The organism is Brenneria izbisi, assembly GCF_025840185.1.
Lineage (GTDB): Bacteria > Pseudomonadota > Gammaproteobacteria > Enterobacterales > Enterobacteriaceae > Brenneria > Brenneria izbisi.
Map to the genome: position 1 here is coordinate 136647 of NZ_JAMPJU010000002.1, position 15728 is coordinate 152374.

12 protein-coding genes are annotated in these 15728 nt (G+C 49.1%); 2 read left to right on the forward strand and 10 right to left on the reverse strand.

Going from position 1 to position 15728, the window contains the following annotated elements:
• Positions 1 to 120: 120 nt before the first annotated feature.
• From NC856_RS03360 to NC856_RS03370, 3 genes are all read right to left on the reverse strand, one after another.
• Positions 121 to 1584 (reverse strand): glycoside hydrolase family 1 protein, encoded by a 1464-nt coding sequence (locus tag NC856_RS03360; RefSeq protein ID WP_264089025.1) that lies wholly within the window; start codon positions 1582 to 1584, stop codon positions 121 to 123.
• A gap of 284 nt (positions 1585 to 1868) precedes the next feature.
• Positions 1869 to 4301: a formate C-acetyltransferase/glycerol dehydratase family glycyl radical enzyme gene (locus NC856_RS03365; protein ID WP_264089026.1), complete on the reverse strand. Its 2433-nt coding sequence runs from the start codon at positions 4299 to 4301 to the stop codon at positions 1869 to 1871.
• 4 nt (positions 4302 to 4305) lie between these two features.
• Complete coding sequence (locus NC856_RS03370) at positions 4306 to 5205, reverse strand: glycyl-radical enzyme activating protein (protein WP_264089027.1); 900 nt, start codon at positions 5203 to 5205, stop codon at positions 4306 to 4308.
• Positions 5206 to 5349: 144 nt separating this feature from the next.
• Here NC856_RS03370 and fsa point away from each other — a divergent pair, with 144 nt between their 5' ends.
• On the forward strand, positions 5350 to 6012 hold the full coding sequence (gene fsa / locus NC856_RS03375) for a fructose-6-phosphate aldolase (protein WP_264089028.1): 663 nt from the start codon (positions 5350 to 5352) through the stop codon (positions 6010 to 6012).
• A 71-nt stretch (positions 6013 to 6083) separates the two neighbouring features.
• A complete protein-coding gene (locus tag NC856_RS03380; protein ID WP_264089029.1) occupies positions 6084 to 6830 on the forward strand; it encodes a DeoR/GlpR family DNA-binding transcription regulator in 747 nt (248 codons plus the stop codon).
• Positions 6831 to 7062: 232 nt separating this feature from the next.
• Here the strand turns inward: NC856_RS03380 and NC856_RS03385 are convergent, their stop codons facing one another.
• From NC856_RS03385 to NC856_RS03415, 7 genes are all read right to left on the reverse strand, one after another.
• Positions 7063 to 10944, reverse strand: a complete 3882-nt coding sequence (locus NC856_RS03385; RefSeq protein ID WP_264089030.1) for an amino acid adenylation domain-containing protein — start codon at positions 10942 to 10944, stop codon at positions 7063 to 7065.
• Between the two features lie 73 nt (positions 10945 to 11017).
• Positions 11018 to 12235, reverse strand: coding sequence for a questin oxidase family protein (locus tag NC856_RS03390; protein WP_264089031.1), 1218 nt, complete (start codon positions 12233 to 12235; stop codon positions 11018 to 11020).
• 108 nt (positions 12236 to 12343) lie between these two features.
• Positions 12344 to 13030, reverse strand: a complete 687-nt coding sequence (locus tag NC856_RS03395; protein ID WP_264089032.1) for an HAD family hydrolase — start codon at positions 13028 to 13030, stop codon at positions 12344 to 12346.
• Between the two features lie 2 nt (positions 13031 to 13032).
• Entirely contained in the window at positions 13033 to 13974 is a 942-nt protein-coding gene (locus NC856_RS03400) for a pseudouridine-5'-phosphate glycosidase (protein WP_264089033.1), read from the reverse strand.
• Positions 13975 to 13976: 2 nt separating this feature from the next.
• Entirely contained in the window at positions 13977 to 14219 is a 243-nt protein-coding gene (locus tag NC856_RS03405; RefSeq protein ID WP_264089034.1) for a tautomerase family protein, read from the reverse strand.
• A 558-nt stretch (positions 14220 to 14777) separates the two neighbouring features.
• Positions 14778 to 15236 (reverse strand): DMT family transporter, encoded by a 459-nt coding sequence (locus NC856_RS03410; RefSeq protein ID WP_264089035.1) that lies wholly within the window; start codon positions 15234 to 15236, stop codon positions 14778 to 14780.
• A gap of 4 nt (positions 15237 to 15240) precedes the next feature.
• The gene (locus tag NC856_RS03415) at positions 15241 to 15699 is read right to left on the reverse strand and encodes a DMT family transporter (RefSeq protein WP_264089036.1); all 459 of its coding nucleotides are present in this window, start codon (positions 15697 to 15699) and stop codon (positions 15241 to 15243) included.
• Positions 15700 to 15728: the final 29 nt, after the last annotated feature.

Sequence of the window (15728 nt, forward strand, 5' to 3'; positions counted from 1 at the left end):
TGCAATTGACATCCGCTAATCCCAGCCTTAAATTGCAGCCGCTCAGACACGTACCTTACAAGACCACCGGAACACCCGTCGCCCCTGAAAGAGGTATCAAACGGACTGTCATCGCAACGCTTATTCAGCCTTGCAATCGATATCGCTGACCTTTTCACCGCGTATAATTTTACCGTAAATTTTAGCACTCAGTTTTGGCGTGCGTTTTTGCGTATCGTAATCCACATAAATCATACCAAACCGGCTGTTGTAGCCACTGAGCCATTCCAGGTTATCGTGACTTGACCAGACATGATAACCCTGAATATTTGCTCCTTTGTCCATAGACTGCTTCATCGCTGCGATGTGGTCGACGATATAGAGGCAACGGTTAATATCGTTGATTTTACCGTCAACGAGCTTGTCCTCTCCGGGGAACCCTGCCCCGTTTTCGGTAATAATTACCGGCGGATTGCCATAATTTTTCTGAATTCTTTCGAGCAGTGCGGAGAACTGATCAGGTCTTACCGCCCCGTTAAAAGCAAGCTTCTCTTGCGCGGGGAAATAAATTTCCGGTGAATACGCGTCTTCTGCACCTTGCTGATGACGGACGAAGAATGGCGCGTAATAGTTGACGCCAAGAAAGCCCAGCGCAGAATCGTGGATTCGTTTGGCATCACCGGGTTGCACATCAATGTTGAGATGATGCGCCGCAGCCAACTGGAGGACATCACTTGGGTAGGTTCCCTTGTATATTGCGTCCAGGAACCATCGGTTCAGAATGCCGTCGGCAAGAGTAGCGTCGGACTTGTCCTCTATTGATGCATTCTGGTCTGTCAAGATCGGGAAGAAAGGTAAAGCGATACCCAGGCGGCCCTTATATTGCTTCTCCCTGAAACGCTCCTGAGCGGCGGCAGAGGCAAGGAGGATGTGGTTGTATGCTTTCAGTGAGGTTTCAAGATAAGGCAACGATGGAACAATCGGTGGAAATGTAATCTCTTCACCATTAAGACGTTTTTCCGCCATAATTTTGGTTGCCAATTCCACGGTCGGCTCATTTATCAAAACAAACTGATCAACTTGATCATGGAAGTTCGCAAAAATAACATCGGCATAGCGTTGGAACCATTCCACGGAGTCCCTATTTTCCCATCCTCCGGCTTTTGCCAGCGAATCAGGCATATCCCAGTGATAGAGGGTTACCAGGGGCTGAATACCCGCGGCCTTGAGATCTGCGATAAACTGCCGGTAGTGTGCAATAGCTTTGATATTAACCGGCCCCAGGCCGTCAGGAATGATCCGCGTCCAGGCTATCGAAAAACGATAACTGTTTAATCCTATTTCTTTAAACAGCGTAATATCCTTCAGGTATTGATCGCGATCGTAAAAGTTGATGGCGATTTTACCGGATATACCCGGCCCGGCCAGATGCTTCTCGTCCAGATAGTAATCCCACACTGAGCGCCCTTTATCATCTGCGGTGGCCGCCCCTTCAACTTGATAAGCAGCGGAAGCTGCCCCCCAGAGAAAATCTTTCGGCGCATCCTGAACGGATGCAACGCTAAGTGTTGTTAATAATCCTGACATCAATACACCCTTTTTCATGCTAGTTCCGTTAAACCATCGTTTAATCATAGCGGTTCCTCATTCCTTGCCATCTGAGATTATCCCTCCGCTATCCGCCTACGAAGGTGAAAACCTCAATATATCATCTATTGATGATATATTGGGTAAGTATCGATTGGCTAGCCAAAGACCCATGTGGCGTAACTGAAAATCTGCGGCCTTCCGGCGCTTGTCAATGTCATTGGGGATAACTGCCGTGGAGATGAAGGGAATATCGGGGGAAAAGTATTAAGAGGGCTGATGTCAGCCCTCTGTGGAATGGGTTATAGCGTATGTTCGGTGCGGGAAATAATATCGTCCTGCGTATCGGGTGATAGCGCGGTGAAAAACGCCGAGTACCCCGCCACGCGCACGACCAGATCACGGTATTGGTCCGGGTGTTTTTTCGCTGCTATCAACGTGTCGCGCGAAACAATATTGTACTGAATATGCCAACCTTTATGCGCTTCGAAGAAGGTGCGCAACAACGCCATCAGCTTAAGACGATCGTTACTGTTATCCAGCGTCGAAGGATTCAGTTTCTGATTCAGCAACACGCCGCCCAGGATCGAGCCGGTCGGTAATTTACCAATCGAGCTAATGACCGCCGTCGGCCCCAAATGGTCGGTGCCGGACGCCGGACTTGCGCCCTCGGCCAACGGCGTATGCGCCTTGCGTCCGTCCGGCGTCGCCATGGTCGCGGCGCCAAACGGCACGTTGGCGGAAATTGACGACGTACCCGCATAATAGTTGCCGCCGATCGGCCCGCGGCCATAACGCGGATTGTGGTAATGCCGTAACTCATCGATGTAGGTTTGGTAGGCGCGCACCAGCAGTTCATCAACACTATCATCATCATTGCCGTATTTCGGCGCCTGATTCATCAAACGCTGACGCAACTGCTCATTGGTCATACCGGCAAAGTCGCTTGCCAACGCCTGCGCCAACTGTTGCTGACCGATAATTCCCTGTTCAAAGACCAGATTTTTCACCGCGGCCAGACTGTTGCCCAGATTGGCGATGCCCACCTGCAAGCCGGAAACCCAGTCATATTTCGCCCCCCCTTGCTTAATGCTTTTCGCCCGCTCGATACAATCATCCACCAGCGCCGAACACAGAATATCGTGCGCGTTCTCTTCAAGGACGGTGTCGACCACATACTCGATTTCAATCGATTTACGCGTGTAATAACGGATCTGCGCATCCCACGCCTGCATCACCTGCTCAAAGTTGTCGAAGTTGCCCAGCGACAGCCTCCGGCTATGCGGCAGGAACACATTACCGCTGGTGGCGTCGCGTCCGCCGTCCAGCGCCGCCAGCATCACGCGGGCAAAGTTGATAAAACTCATACCGGTACAGCGATATCCCCACTTGCCGCCGACCGCGGTTTCAATACAGCCAATCGCGGCATACTGATAGGCGTCCTCCGGTTCAATGCCCAGACGGATGAACTCTGGAATGACGATCTCATCATTGTTAAAAGCCGGCATGCCGAAACCACAGCGGATCACCTGCACACAGGCATCGAGGAAATCGTCGCTGATGCCGGCATGGTAACGCACACTCAGGTTTGGCTGAGTGGAGCGCAAACGACCGCAGGACTCCAGAATGGCGTAAGAGAGCGGATTAACGGCGTCAATCGGCTGGCCGTTAATCAGGTTTTGTCCGCCGATGGTGACATTCTGATAAAGCGGGCTGCCGGCGGAGGCTTTCGAATGCGATCCAGAGCGGATCTTGTTGACCTCAAGTAGCTTGAGCCAGCAGCTCTGCAACATTTCGATGGCGCTCTCCCGCGTCAGCGTCTGTTGCAATTCCACATCGCGGCGATAATACGGATACAGATACTGGTCCATCCGCCCGAAAGAAACCGAGTGGCCGTTGGATTCAATCTGCAACGCCAGTTGGATGAAATAGCACAATTGTAGCGCCTGATAGAACGTTTGCGGCGGCCGATGCGCAATCAGATCGCAGTTTTCCGCGATCTGACGCAACTCTTCGCGGCGGGCATCACACGTTTCCGCCGCGACCATGTTTCTTGCTAGTTCGGCGTAGCGTTTAATGTGCCGGCTTAACGCATCCAGGGTGATATCGATAGCTTTCAGAAATTGATCGCCATGCAAATCGTCCAGCACCGTCAGGTTGATGCGCGAACGGCGCTCGACCACTTTCTCGCGTAACCCATCCAGACCTTTTTCCAGCAGCAGCGGGAAATTCACCGCCAGATGCGCGTCGCCGGAGGTCATATTGCCTTCCGCTTTGATGATACCGCTTGCCAGCAGCGCTTTCTGCTCGTCGGTAAACATGCCGTAGCAGCGATCCTGCACGGTCTGTCCCCGCCACCACGGGCAGATCTGATGCAGCGCGCGCTTGTTCTCTTCGCTGACTGAGAAACCCGCGCCGGGGCGGTCGGCCAGATCGTCGATTTCCTTTTCAATCCAGCCGACGGTGTATTCCGGGAAAATCGGCGCGGCGCGCACTTCACTGGCCTGATTGCCGATAATCAGCTCATCGTGTTTAATCCAGATAGTACGATTGGCAAGATGGCTAGCCAGCGCCAGCGCCCGGCGCACCGGTATCGGCTTATCCATGTTTTCCTGATAGGCGCGGGTGTAGTGCTGCGCGCGCTCCGTACATATCGGCGGTTTCACAATATGAATCAACGCGTTTTTATGCGCTTTAATACGTTCGCTCAACATGGTCAAATTCAGGGTGGTCATAGTTCTATCCTCGCAATGTGACTTTCAGCCCCTTTGCCTGCGCATAATGCTTTGCAAAAGCAAGTAATTCGGGATCATTCAACGGCTTATCCGCAGCGAAATAAGCCTGATTTAACAACACATACTTATTCATACCCAACGTGTGGTATGGCAGGAAATGAATATCGGCCACCTTTAACTCATCGGCGGCGAAGTCGGTAATCGCCCTGACCGCCGCTTCATTGGCGTTGAAATTTGGGATCAGCGGCACACGAATAGTGATGTGCTTTCCGGCGCGCGCGACTTTCTTCAGATTTTCCATCACGCGTCGGGCCGAACCGTCCGTCCAGGCGCGAAACACACACTCGTCCACATGCTTGAGATCGGCCAGAAACAGATCGGTATAGGGCAACGACGGTTCAATATAGGACCAGGGTACATGCAGGCAGGTTTCCACCGCGGTATGAATGCCCTCATTACGGCAGCGCTGCAATAGCGCGCTGGCGTTGTCCGGTTGCATGAACGGTTCGCCGCCGGACAATGTCAGACCGCCGCCGCTGCGCTGATAAAACGGGATATCGCGCCGCACGATGGCCATGATGTTGTCGAGATCGACCTCTTCGCCGCACACTGTCAGCGCCTGTGTCGGGCAGCACATTCGTAGGCGGGTGAAATCCGCCTTGGTCAGTCGTTCACGATAAATCGCCAAACCATGCGGCGTGTTTTCAATCGCTTCCGGCACGGCGCGCTGACAGAGATCACAACCGGCCATACAGAGGCGGGCATCAAATAACAGATCTTTCTTTCTGGAACGACTTTCAGGATTCTGACACCAACGGCACCCCAACGAGCAGCCCTTCAGAAATACCACAGTTCTGATACCTGGGCCGTCATGTGTGGAGTAGCGCTGTATGTTGAAAATCATTGCTTTGATCCGCTGAAATTCTTCATATGAAGATTAAACACGCTTCGAAAGAAAGTTAATTTGATTTTTATCAACAATCCTTCGTGTTAATGATTTTATACTTGGCAAAATTAGTGATAACTCACACTTTCCGAGGATAAACCGATGGAACTCTATCTCGATACCGCTGACCTCTCTGCCGTAAAACGCCTGGCGCGCATCTTCCCGCTAGCCGGCGTGACCACCAACCCAAGCATCATCGCCAGCAGCGGCAAATCTGTCGCCGAGGTGCTATTGGCGCTGCATGAAATATTAGGCGGCGAAGGGCGTCTGTTCGCTCAGGTGATGGCGCAGACGGCGGACGGCATGGTCGAGGACGCCAAAAAGCTGCATGCCGTCACCCATAATGTAGTGGTGAAAGTACCGGTCACGGCGGAAGGTTTGGCGGCCATCAAAATATTGAAAACAGAAGGCATTGCGACATTAGGCACCGCAGTGTACGGCGCAGGCCAGGGACTGTTGTCCGCGCTGGCGGGAGCGGAGTACGTCGCGCCCTATGTCAACCGTATGGACGTTCAGGGCGGCGACGGCATTCAGACCGTAACCGATCTGCAAAAGCTGCTGTCGCTGCATGCGCCGCATGCCAAAGTGCTGGCGGCCAGTTTTAAAACTTCGCGTCAGGTAGTGGAATGTCTGCTGGCCGGTTGCGAATCGGTAACAGTGCCGATTGACGTGGCGGAACAGTTTATCTCCGCGCCGGCAGTCAACGCCGCGGTGGAAAAATTTGCGCACGACTGGAAGCAGGCTTTTAATACGAATTCGTTATAGGGCGTTATTTCTGGTTCTTACCCACGGTATAGTATCGATCATTACCTTCATTTCATTTTCATTTGGCCATTATGAACGCACGGCAACAAAATATTATTCAGCTCGTTAATCAACGTAAAAGCGTCAGCGTCAGCGAACTGGCGCAGATATCCGGGGTATCGGAAGTCACTATTCGTCAGGATCTCAACGCGCTGGAGCGCAATAGCTACCTTAAGCGGGCACATGGTTATGCGGTTGCGATAGAAAGTGATGATGTTGATGCTCGCATGCAAACTAACTTTCAATTGAAAAAATCGTTGGCCGATTACGCCGCCACCCTGATTAACGACGGCGACTGCGTTTTCATTGAAGGCGGCAGCACCAACGCCCTGCTCGCCCGTTACGTCGCCAATGCGAAAGATGTCACCATCATTACCGTCAGTCACTACATTGCCCATCTGCTTAAAGATACCGATTGTGACGTGATAACGCTCGGCGGCCTCTATCAGAAAAACAGCCAGTCGGTGGTCGGGCCATTAACCCGCAGCGGGATCCAGCAGGTACACTTCCACAAAGCGTTTATCGGTATTGATGGCTATCATCCTGAGACGGGCTTTACCGGCCGCGACATGATGCGCTGCGACGTCATTGACGCGGTGCTAAGTAAAGGCGTCGAGACGATCGTGCTGACCGATTCAAGCAAATTCGGACTGATACAGCCTTATCCGATCTCAACCGACCATCAGGTCAGCCGAGTGATCACCGACATCCATCTGCCGCCGGCGTATCAGGACAAAATAGCGTCGCTGAGCATAAAACTCGATCTGGTCGCGGAATAGGCGTCAGCCTGACATTCGCCAGCGTGGACGCCCCTCACACAAGAAAGCAGACGTTCACGGACGTCTGCTTTTTGGTTTTTTATCAATGGGTTATCCGTTCCCCATGACTGCACCCGGCTGTTAAAAATCACTCGAAGCTATATCACTTTACTAACAAAGCCGTTTCGATTTTGTTTTTACCAGCAATAGGTGGGAGCAGTCATATCACTTACTGATACCAAAGTAAAAAAGGCTAAGCCATATCACTCACCCTCCGCTTACCTGCAATAGCGTCAAGCAGTTCATTAATATGACTTTCTTTAAGCAATTGGTAATGATCCGCCAGCAATGAAGCGACGTTGGGAGGTGAAACGGAAAACTGCACCCCGCTTTCAATAAACGAATAATCGTCGCCATGAGCTTTAATTACCGATATCGGCGCTTGAAGTCGACGATTTTTCAATTCATTAAAACTATAGTTAAATTCAAACGTTTGGCTGACTATATCGGTTATGCGTGCAATTTGCGTATGCGCCAGCGCATGATGATGTTGCGCGATGAAATCAATAAAGGCATCACGCGTTTTCACCTGCTGCAGACAGCTTTCCAGCAGAGGATGCTGGATGTCTCCCATGAAGACAGAGAACAAAATTGTCAGATAGGCCGGGTTAGTATAGCTGGCCTCGCGTGTATGTAGCATCGCCTGCTGTTGACGTACTTTTGGCGATCCCGGCGCGATCAAAATAAGCGCTTCCACCTGCTCGCCTGCAGATTCAAGCTGCCAGGCAGCTTCAAACGCCACACGCGCGCCAAAAGAGTATCCCCACAGTACATAAGGCCCATGAGGTTGTTTCTGTTTGATAAGCTGAATATCTTGTGCCGCCATCTCTTTTATCGTTGGATAAATAATCTCGCCAGGGTTAATGCCACTGGCTTGAATACCGTAAAAAGGCCGGGAGGATGAAAAAGAGACGGCGAGCGTTCTCAGATTCATACAGTAGCCGCCTAATCCTGGCCAACAAAATACCGGAGTTTGGCGACCTCGCGGCTGCAAAGGGATCAAGCGTGATAGGTCGGCAGCGTTCATTGAACTGTCAGTGATATGCTGCGCCAGTTTTTCAATGGTCGGCGCCGTAAAAATCAGTTGAGCGGGCAGATGATGATTCAACTTTTTATTTAACCGACTCATCAAAGCGACAGCAATGAGGGAGTTGCCGCCGACCTCAAAAAAATTATCATCAATGGATAGCTGCGGTTGTTTCAGACAATCTTGCCAGATTTCAGCAATCTGCTGTTCCAACGCATTCCGCGGTGGAACGATGGTTTTATGAGCAAGCTCTATTTGATGCGCCGCCAGACGTGGAATATCTATTTTTCCATTCGCCATCTGAGGAAGTTTATCCAATACTAAAATCTTATTCGGCAGCATAAAAGTCGGTAAAAAACTCTCCAGATCATCGCGCAGAATCTCAGCCGGCCCTTTCATATGGACGCTATCCTCCTTCATCCCTTCACTCTGTTTTTGCTCTTCGGTAATGCGTCCGCCAATACAAAAATAAGAGGCTTCTGGCTGTTCGGAAAGAATATTTTTAAGCACGATGGCAGCAGGCAAATCATAACCCGTTTCGGAACTGTAGCCTGAGGCCATTAATCCTATCAGCCTGGTATTATTCATCAGATGTTGCATCTGTCTACCAAGCGTGACGTATTTCTGCCAGCCGGTCTGCCCTCGACTCAATAATGCGATCCCAAAAGAGGCATTTTCATATACTTTCTGGTTAATCGCGATAACGTGTTTTTTCTGCACCATTTCACTGCTAATGAATTGAAATTGCTGATTCTTATAACAATAAATTCCAGGTGCCAATCCTCTCACTTTCTTCGGCATCGCCTGCACAAGAATATCTACCGGTGGCCGTGAACTCGTCTGATAGCGGTCTATGCAGCAACTGGTCAGGTAGTAATCCTCGTCGGCTACGCTGAGAAGCGACTTCACTTCAGGACAATACGCTTGCCTGACGATGCTCAATCCAAAGCGGGGAAGCACATAATCCAATACTCCCTGCATATGCCCTGCCTCAAAATTGAGAACTTCCTGAATATTGTTTTTATAGATTGGCTCTATCGCCGCTTTTTTACCAATAAAGTGACAGCGGAAATAAGGGGATTCGTCGGCAAGCACAGCGGCGCAAAGCACTAACTGATGGTTCAATGGGTGATAATAATAAATTCCACTTTCAATGCCCGCGATTCCCGCCAGTTCAACGTAAAGCTGCGTAGCGTATAACGCGCCCGGCGAAGACCAGGTATATTTCGGTAAAATGCGCTCTTCACTGGTAAAGCGTCCGAAGTAACGCAACAGAGCGCCCAGCGACGCTAATGACAGCGCAGAAAGGTCAACGGCATCACCAGATGGCGGCTGTTCAGCCAACATTTCCAGCAGGTCCCGTTCGGTAACGATACCGCCTTCGTAGTGGCGGTATGTCTTGCGGCCAAATGCCATCGCACGCTGCTCAACGCTTTCCTGCGCACCAGGAAGGTTGATGACCTGCTCGCCTTCTTTATCGTCACGGCATCCCATATTCGAAAGCTGCATATAAACCTGAGCTTTGTTAGCTTTTGACTGATGGTGACTTTCAGCATTGCCCTGGTCCATCAATGCCGCTTCTTTATTATTGAGCTCGACGAAGCTGATAAGATTTTGGTAACCGGTATGCGGATCATTTTTGACGATGACAGCAGCATGCCTGACCCAATGGTGTTTTTCGATGGCGGAGCGAATCTCATCAAGTTCAATGCGATAACCGCGTAATTTTATCTGATTATCTGTCCGGCCGACATAAGTGACTGTTCCATGCTCGCTCCAGCGCGCCAAATCGCCCGTTTTGTACATGCGCGCCTGCGAATTTTCAGATTGAAACGGATCCGGTAAAAAACGCTCCTGAGTCATTTCAGGCTGGTGCAAATAGCCGCGCGCCAATCCGATGCCGCCGATATACAGTTCGCCGATGTCTCCCGGCGCGACCGGCCGCATTTCGTTATCCAGGATGTAATAGTGCGTGTTATAAATTGGACGACCTATTGATATTATGTCCAATTCTTTCTCAAGCGTATCCTTGCTGATGGTCCAGGCCGAACTGTTAATCGTACATTCGGTCGGGCCGTAAAGATTTACCAGTTGGCAACCCGGCAACGTTTCCAAACAGAGAGCAGCAAGGCGTTTATGCAATGCCTCACCGCCGCTGAAAACCTGCTTAAGACTGACGCAGTTCAGCACGTCATCATCATCCAGAATCGCCTGTAATAGCGTGGGTACGCATTGCAGTGCGGTAACTTGATAACGACGAATGAACTCGATAAGACGCGGAGGATCCTTATAAATCCCCGAAGCAGCCATAATGACCGTTGATCCGCAAGCTGGGGACAAAATTTCCCATTGAGCGGCATCAAAACTCATGGGCGTCTTTTGCAAAATACGCGTCTGCGTGCTGAGTTGATATTCGCAAGCCAACCAGTGCATCTGGTTAACCAGGCTGCGTTGTTCGATCATCACCCCTTTGGGTTTACCCGTACTGCCCGAAGTGTAAATAACGTAAGCCAAAGTATCAGCAGATACGGTATAGTCTTGCTGTGGCGCCATGCTGATAACGGATTTCGCCATATACTTCTCCACATCTTTCTCAGTGAAAATGTGAACGGAGGAAGGCGCTAATTGCTCAAGCTGTTGGCGCAAATGTTCCTGCGTAAAAACCGCTTCTGTCCGACTATCTTCCAACATGTAGCGCAGGCGCTCCTCAGGGTATTCCGGTGACAGCGGCAAATACCCATTGCCGGATAACATAATCCCCCACGCGCCGCACATTAGCGATATTGAAGGGTCGACAAATAATCCGACGCAGCGATCATAATATCCGAAATTATCCTTCACATATCTCGCGATCGATTCAGCCTGCTGCCAGAGATTTTCTCTGGTCAGTATCTCCTGTTCGAAGATTACCGCCGGGGCCTGTGGCGCAAAATCCTTTTGTTGTTTAAATAAAGTAATAAGACTGGTGTTGGAAGCTAATTGAATTGCCAACTGATTAGAGCAATCAATAACTCCGAAAGAATTCTTTTGATCATTATTAAGAAACATTATTTACTTCCTTATCAAAATATAATGTATTTGCTAGATAATTATTTTTACTGTCTCTGGGTATTTTTATTCTTTATATACCGTCATCGGCTTGCTGTGAAAAACTTGCAGGAAGTTCAGGCGTAGTGGTAAAACAACTGGCCGCTTCCCGATAAATAGCAAGACCGTACGTTCTGTTCCATATTTTTTGCGCGACATAGACCAACTTTGGATTATGCTCTTCGGCTTCAACGATGGCGGCATTGATAATGTGCCGCCACTGCTGCGCCACATCCCGATCCTGTACATCGTCAAAATTATTTTTCCACCGTAAGTCCAGATGAATTAACGTCTGGGGGTCAGGAAAATCGCCGCTGGATAATAGAATTCCCATCATCCCTTGCCAGAAATTACGAGCAACGCTGCGATGTTGTTCCTCTGGTAATTTGCTGGCTATTTGCTCCATTGCATATAATGAGGTAATTAAATGCAAATTGACGAAATCGCCGGGGCGGGCCAGGTAAATGATGGCGACGATATAGTGGATCTGAAGCCACACCTGTTCCATTTTCTCATTTAACAACCAGCCGGGCATCGCATCCATAAGTGGGTGCCCTTCAGCCAGCGACATTGCAATACGATATTGCAATCCAGAACGTTTGAGCTCAGGGTGACACTTTGCCTTCTCTGGCTCGATCTCGCCGTTCTGTATTCGCTGCGCCCAAGCCTGATATTCCGCGCTGTCCAGCTTCAGCATCGTACTGATAGAAATCAGCGATTCGATGGCGGTTGCGTCTTTGGCGAGGGATGACGGAGTCTGACGCTGCGGATGGCAGGAAACCCAGGAGAATGCCATATACGCCAACCCTTCGATAATCATGCGCGGATGATTGTAATCAAGTCCCCATCCCAGATGGATCGTGGCATGCGTAAAGGCCCCCGCCCACCCTGGCAGTAAAATCGGCATCCATTTAGCCAAAATGGTTGGCAGCCCATCACGTTCCGTCGCAGCGGAAAAGTACTCACACCAGTTGGAGAAACTGGTACGCTGTCCCAGCAACGTCAGGCAATTGTTGTCATCAACCGTATAGCGCGAAGGTCGCTTCGGCTCCAGGCCAAAACCATAAGTCGTTTCTTTAACATACTGATAATAATATTCTTCGATCCTCTCTGCTGAGGCTCCCAAACCCGCCAACGCCACTACAGCATGTTTATTGTGATTGGAAAGATGTCCGTTAAATTCAATATGGTGTGAAGAATCAGCCAATAGCGCATCAATTCGCGCCTTACGGGACTGACAGGCGTCAGCCATCCTCTCCTTTGAGGATATTTCAAAAGTCATTGCGTATTAATCCGATCTAATAAGGCAAAATATCTTTTTATAAAAGATATTTTGCTGTGATTACGAATGGGCTATCAGTCAGACAGTAATTGCCTGCTGCGACTGCATCGTTAAAATAGCTTCTACAATCTGGTCAAAAGTTATAGCGATTTGCAGTGGCTTCTGATGTTCTAATTGCTCCCGGCTATGAACACCCCACTCAACCCCCAACCCCGTGATCCCAGCCTGCTGCGCCATAAGCAGGTCGTGAGTGGTATCACCGACCATACAGGTTTGCGCCATCGACGCTTGAAAAGCCGCCATAAGAACTTGCGCCATTTCTGGATGCGGCTTCGGATGTATAACATCATCGGCACCCAGCACTTTGTAGAAAAAAGGCGACAGGCCAGCGGCATCAAGCAGTGCATTCGCGCTTTGAGAGACTTTACTGGTAGCCACCGTCAGAATAACGCCGCGCGCCTTTAGTTTTTTCAATCCGTCAATAACGCCAGGAAAGACCAGCTGCGGCGCCTGGGGCAAAACCTGTTCCCGAAAAGCCTGCTGATACGCGTTAACCAACTGCGGCAGACGCTCATCCTGTGCGGATATATTCATCAAGCGCGTAAAGGCAGTTTCCAGCGGCAGCCCAATAGTCTGACGAATATCCCGTTCATTAACAGCGACGAAATCGTTTGCGTGCAACACGCTGCTAAATGCCTGAACAATGCCCGACGGCGTATCCACTAATGTTCCATCAAGGTCGAAAATAGCCAGCACCGAATTCATTCTCAGCCCTCGCTCTTCAGAAAACGCGCATGTGCAACCGCCAGTCGCGCTCCCACGGCCGCGTTACTGATCAACACCGACATATTGGCTTTGACAGTCTTACCCTCGGTGGCTTTTGCGACCGCCCGCATAAGATAAGGCGTAGCTCCCGGTCCTCGAATGCCTTCTCGCTCCGCCTGTTCCGCCGCCTGACGAATAATGCCTTCCACTTCATCTCGGTCGATTGCGTCTTCCTTATTAACCGGCGCGGTGATGAGCACCGCACTGCGATTACCTAGCCGCCAGTGATGTTCAATAATGCTGGCCACCTGCATATCATCGTCAATGCGGTGCGGACTACGGAACCCGCTGCTTTCACAATAAAACGCTGGGAAATCATCCGACTGCCAGGAAATTATAGGCACACATTGCGTTTCCAAATATTCCAGCGTTAAGCCAAGATCCAAAATACTTTTGGCTCCGGCGCAAACCACCGCCACTTTGGAACGAGTGAGTTGAATGAGATCTGCGGAAATATCCATGCTTTTTTCCGCCCCCCGATGCACACCACCAATACCCGCAGAGGCAAAGAACGCGATACCAGCCAGATCTGTCGCCACCAGAGAGGATGCCACCGTCGTTGCCCCCATCCCCCGCCGCGCCAGAATGACAGGAATATCCCGGCTGGTGGTTTTCGGAATTCCTTTAACCGAAGCGAAGCGGTCAATATCCTGTTCCGTCATACCAATAACGAATTTACCGTTTTCGAGACCGATGGTCGCGGGGACGGCCCCTTCATTCCTGACCGCCTGTTCTATTTTTAGCGCAGTTACGAGATTCTCAGGATAAGGAAGTCCGTGAGAAATCACCGTTGACTCTAACGCCACAACGGGTTTGCCTGTATTTAAAGCATCAAGCACTTCTTCGTTATAAGATAATAAATCAGTATTTTTATACAATTCCATTTCTATAATATCTCATCGTTTGGGTTATAATTGGGGAAAGTATGCGTAAATTGTTTTTTCCCTAATATTTCATTTGGATAAATATCACTCATCCATTTTTCAGGCTCAATAGGTTCGAAAGCAACGGAAATAAAATCTTTCGGACATTTAACGACATAACTTATTGCATTAATGAACATATTTGAAAGTTCATCACGCTGTTCATTTGTTAATGAAGGGAAATGTTTCATATTTACATGCGGCATAAATATAACCCCAAAAATTAATATGCAATCAAGTGTGAAAAGGATGTTATGTTATTTGTGATTTTTTACTAGCTGATGTTGAGGAAAAAAATAGTTTCCTTTATTTCAACAATTAATTTAATTTATAAACCATTAAAAAACTAGGAAAAACTCCAGAGTTTTACCTGGAAATCGAAATAAAAACAAACATTATATTTTAATATGCCACATAGTAAATTGTTCAGCGAGTGATAATTGGTTATTGATGCTTAATAACATGATTATAGCAATAACAACCAAGCGTTAATTAATGCATTGCCGCTAAATTGAGGTAGCTATAGGAGTATAATCATGAAATTAAAGGATTAAATATAAAACGACAGATTCATAGACTGAACTTTCGACGGGTTATAGCTTATATGAGATTAACGGAGAATGTCCTGCGACACCCTCCGTTAATGTTAAAAAACGGCACTGGATGCCGTTCTTAATCACCTAGCCAAAACCTACCGAAATGATTTTTTTCAAATAATGGCTTCAACCGCTCAACTTTTTGATAGTGTTCCTGCTCGAAATATCTTATCGGGATAGATTTATGGTCTGAGCGCTCTTTCTTGCTGCTGATATTTTCGATACCCAAATACCTGCAACTATCAGGACGACAGCGAGTACACTGATCCAGATCGTATCGGATGGATGGCTAATCTGATCAATAACGACACCAGAGATCATCTGACCGCTAATAATTAACATCGCAGCCTGCGTCGAGCCGATTCGTGGAAGAACATAGCTGTTAATCGCCACAAACAGGGCGCCCAGTGCGCCACCTAAGTAGGCATAAAAAGGCGCATTAAAATGGAATGATGAGAAACCATCGCTCTGCACCACTATAATCAAGGTCAAAAAAACAAATCCGACGATATGGTTCCACAAAGACGCATAGAAAGCATTGCGTTCCATGCTCAAACGGCCATTGATTGAACGGCTCAGACTAATGCATACACCATTAAATAAAGCAAGAATAATGAAAGTAATCATAAAATTATCTATAGATTATTAGAAGAGCGCTACCACAGAGTATTAGCATGACAGAGACAAGATCCAGTAAGGAAAAGCGGCATTTAATAACGCCAAACCACCCTCGCAGATCGGATAACAGGCCAAAAATTATCTGCCCGGTAAGCATCAACCCCAGCGTTCCGGCGAGTTCCAACGGGCTATTTACGGCAATTGCGGCCAGAAACACGGTAAGCGCGCCAGGAATCCCACCCAGGTAACTCCAATGCGGCGGCTTGCCTTGCGTAGAATGGGAGTGGGCGGTTTGCACCTTACCAAACCGCATCATCAGTACCCAGGCAACGATAGCGCCAGATCCATGAGCAAACCAAGAGGCTATCAGTGGGGAATTCCATGTTGAGAGGTAGCTGTTGGTCGTGATCATGGTCGTTAATAACACGCCCGCGCCTACAGCCAGCAAAAAAATACTGCCCGTGTTACGCATAACTTAAATACTCCTGAATAATTTAGTGA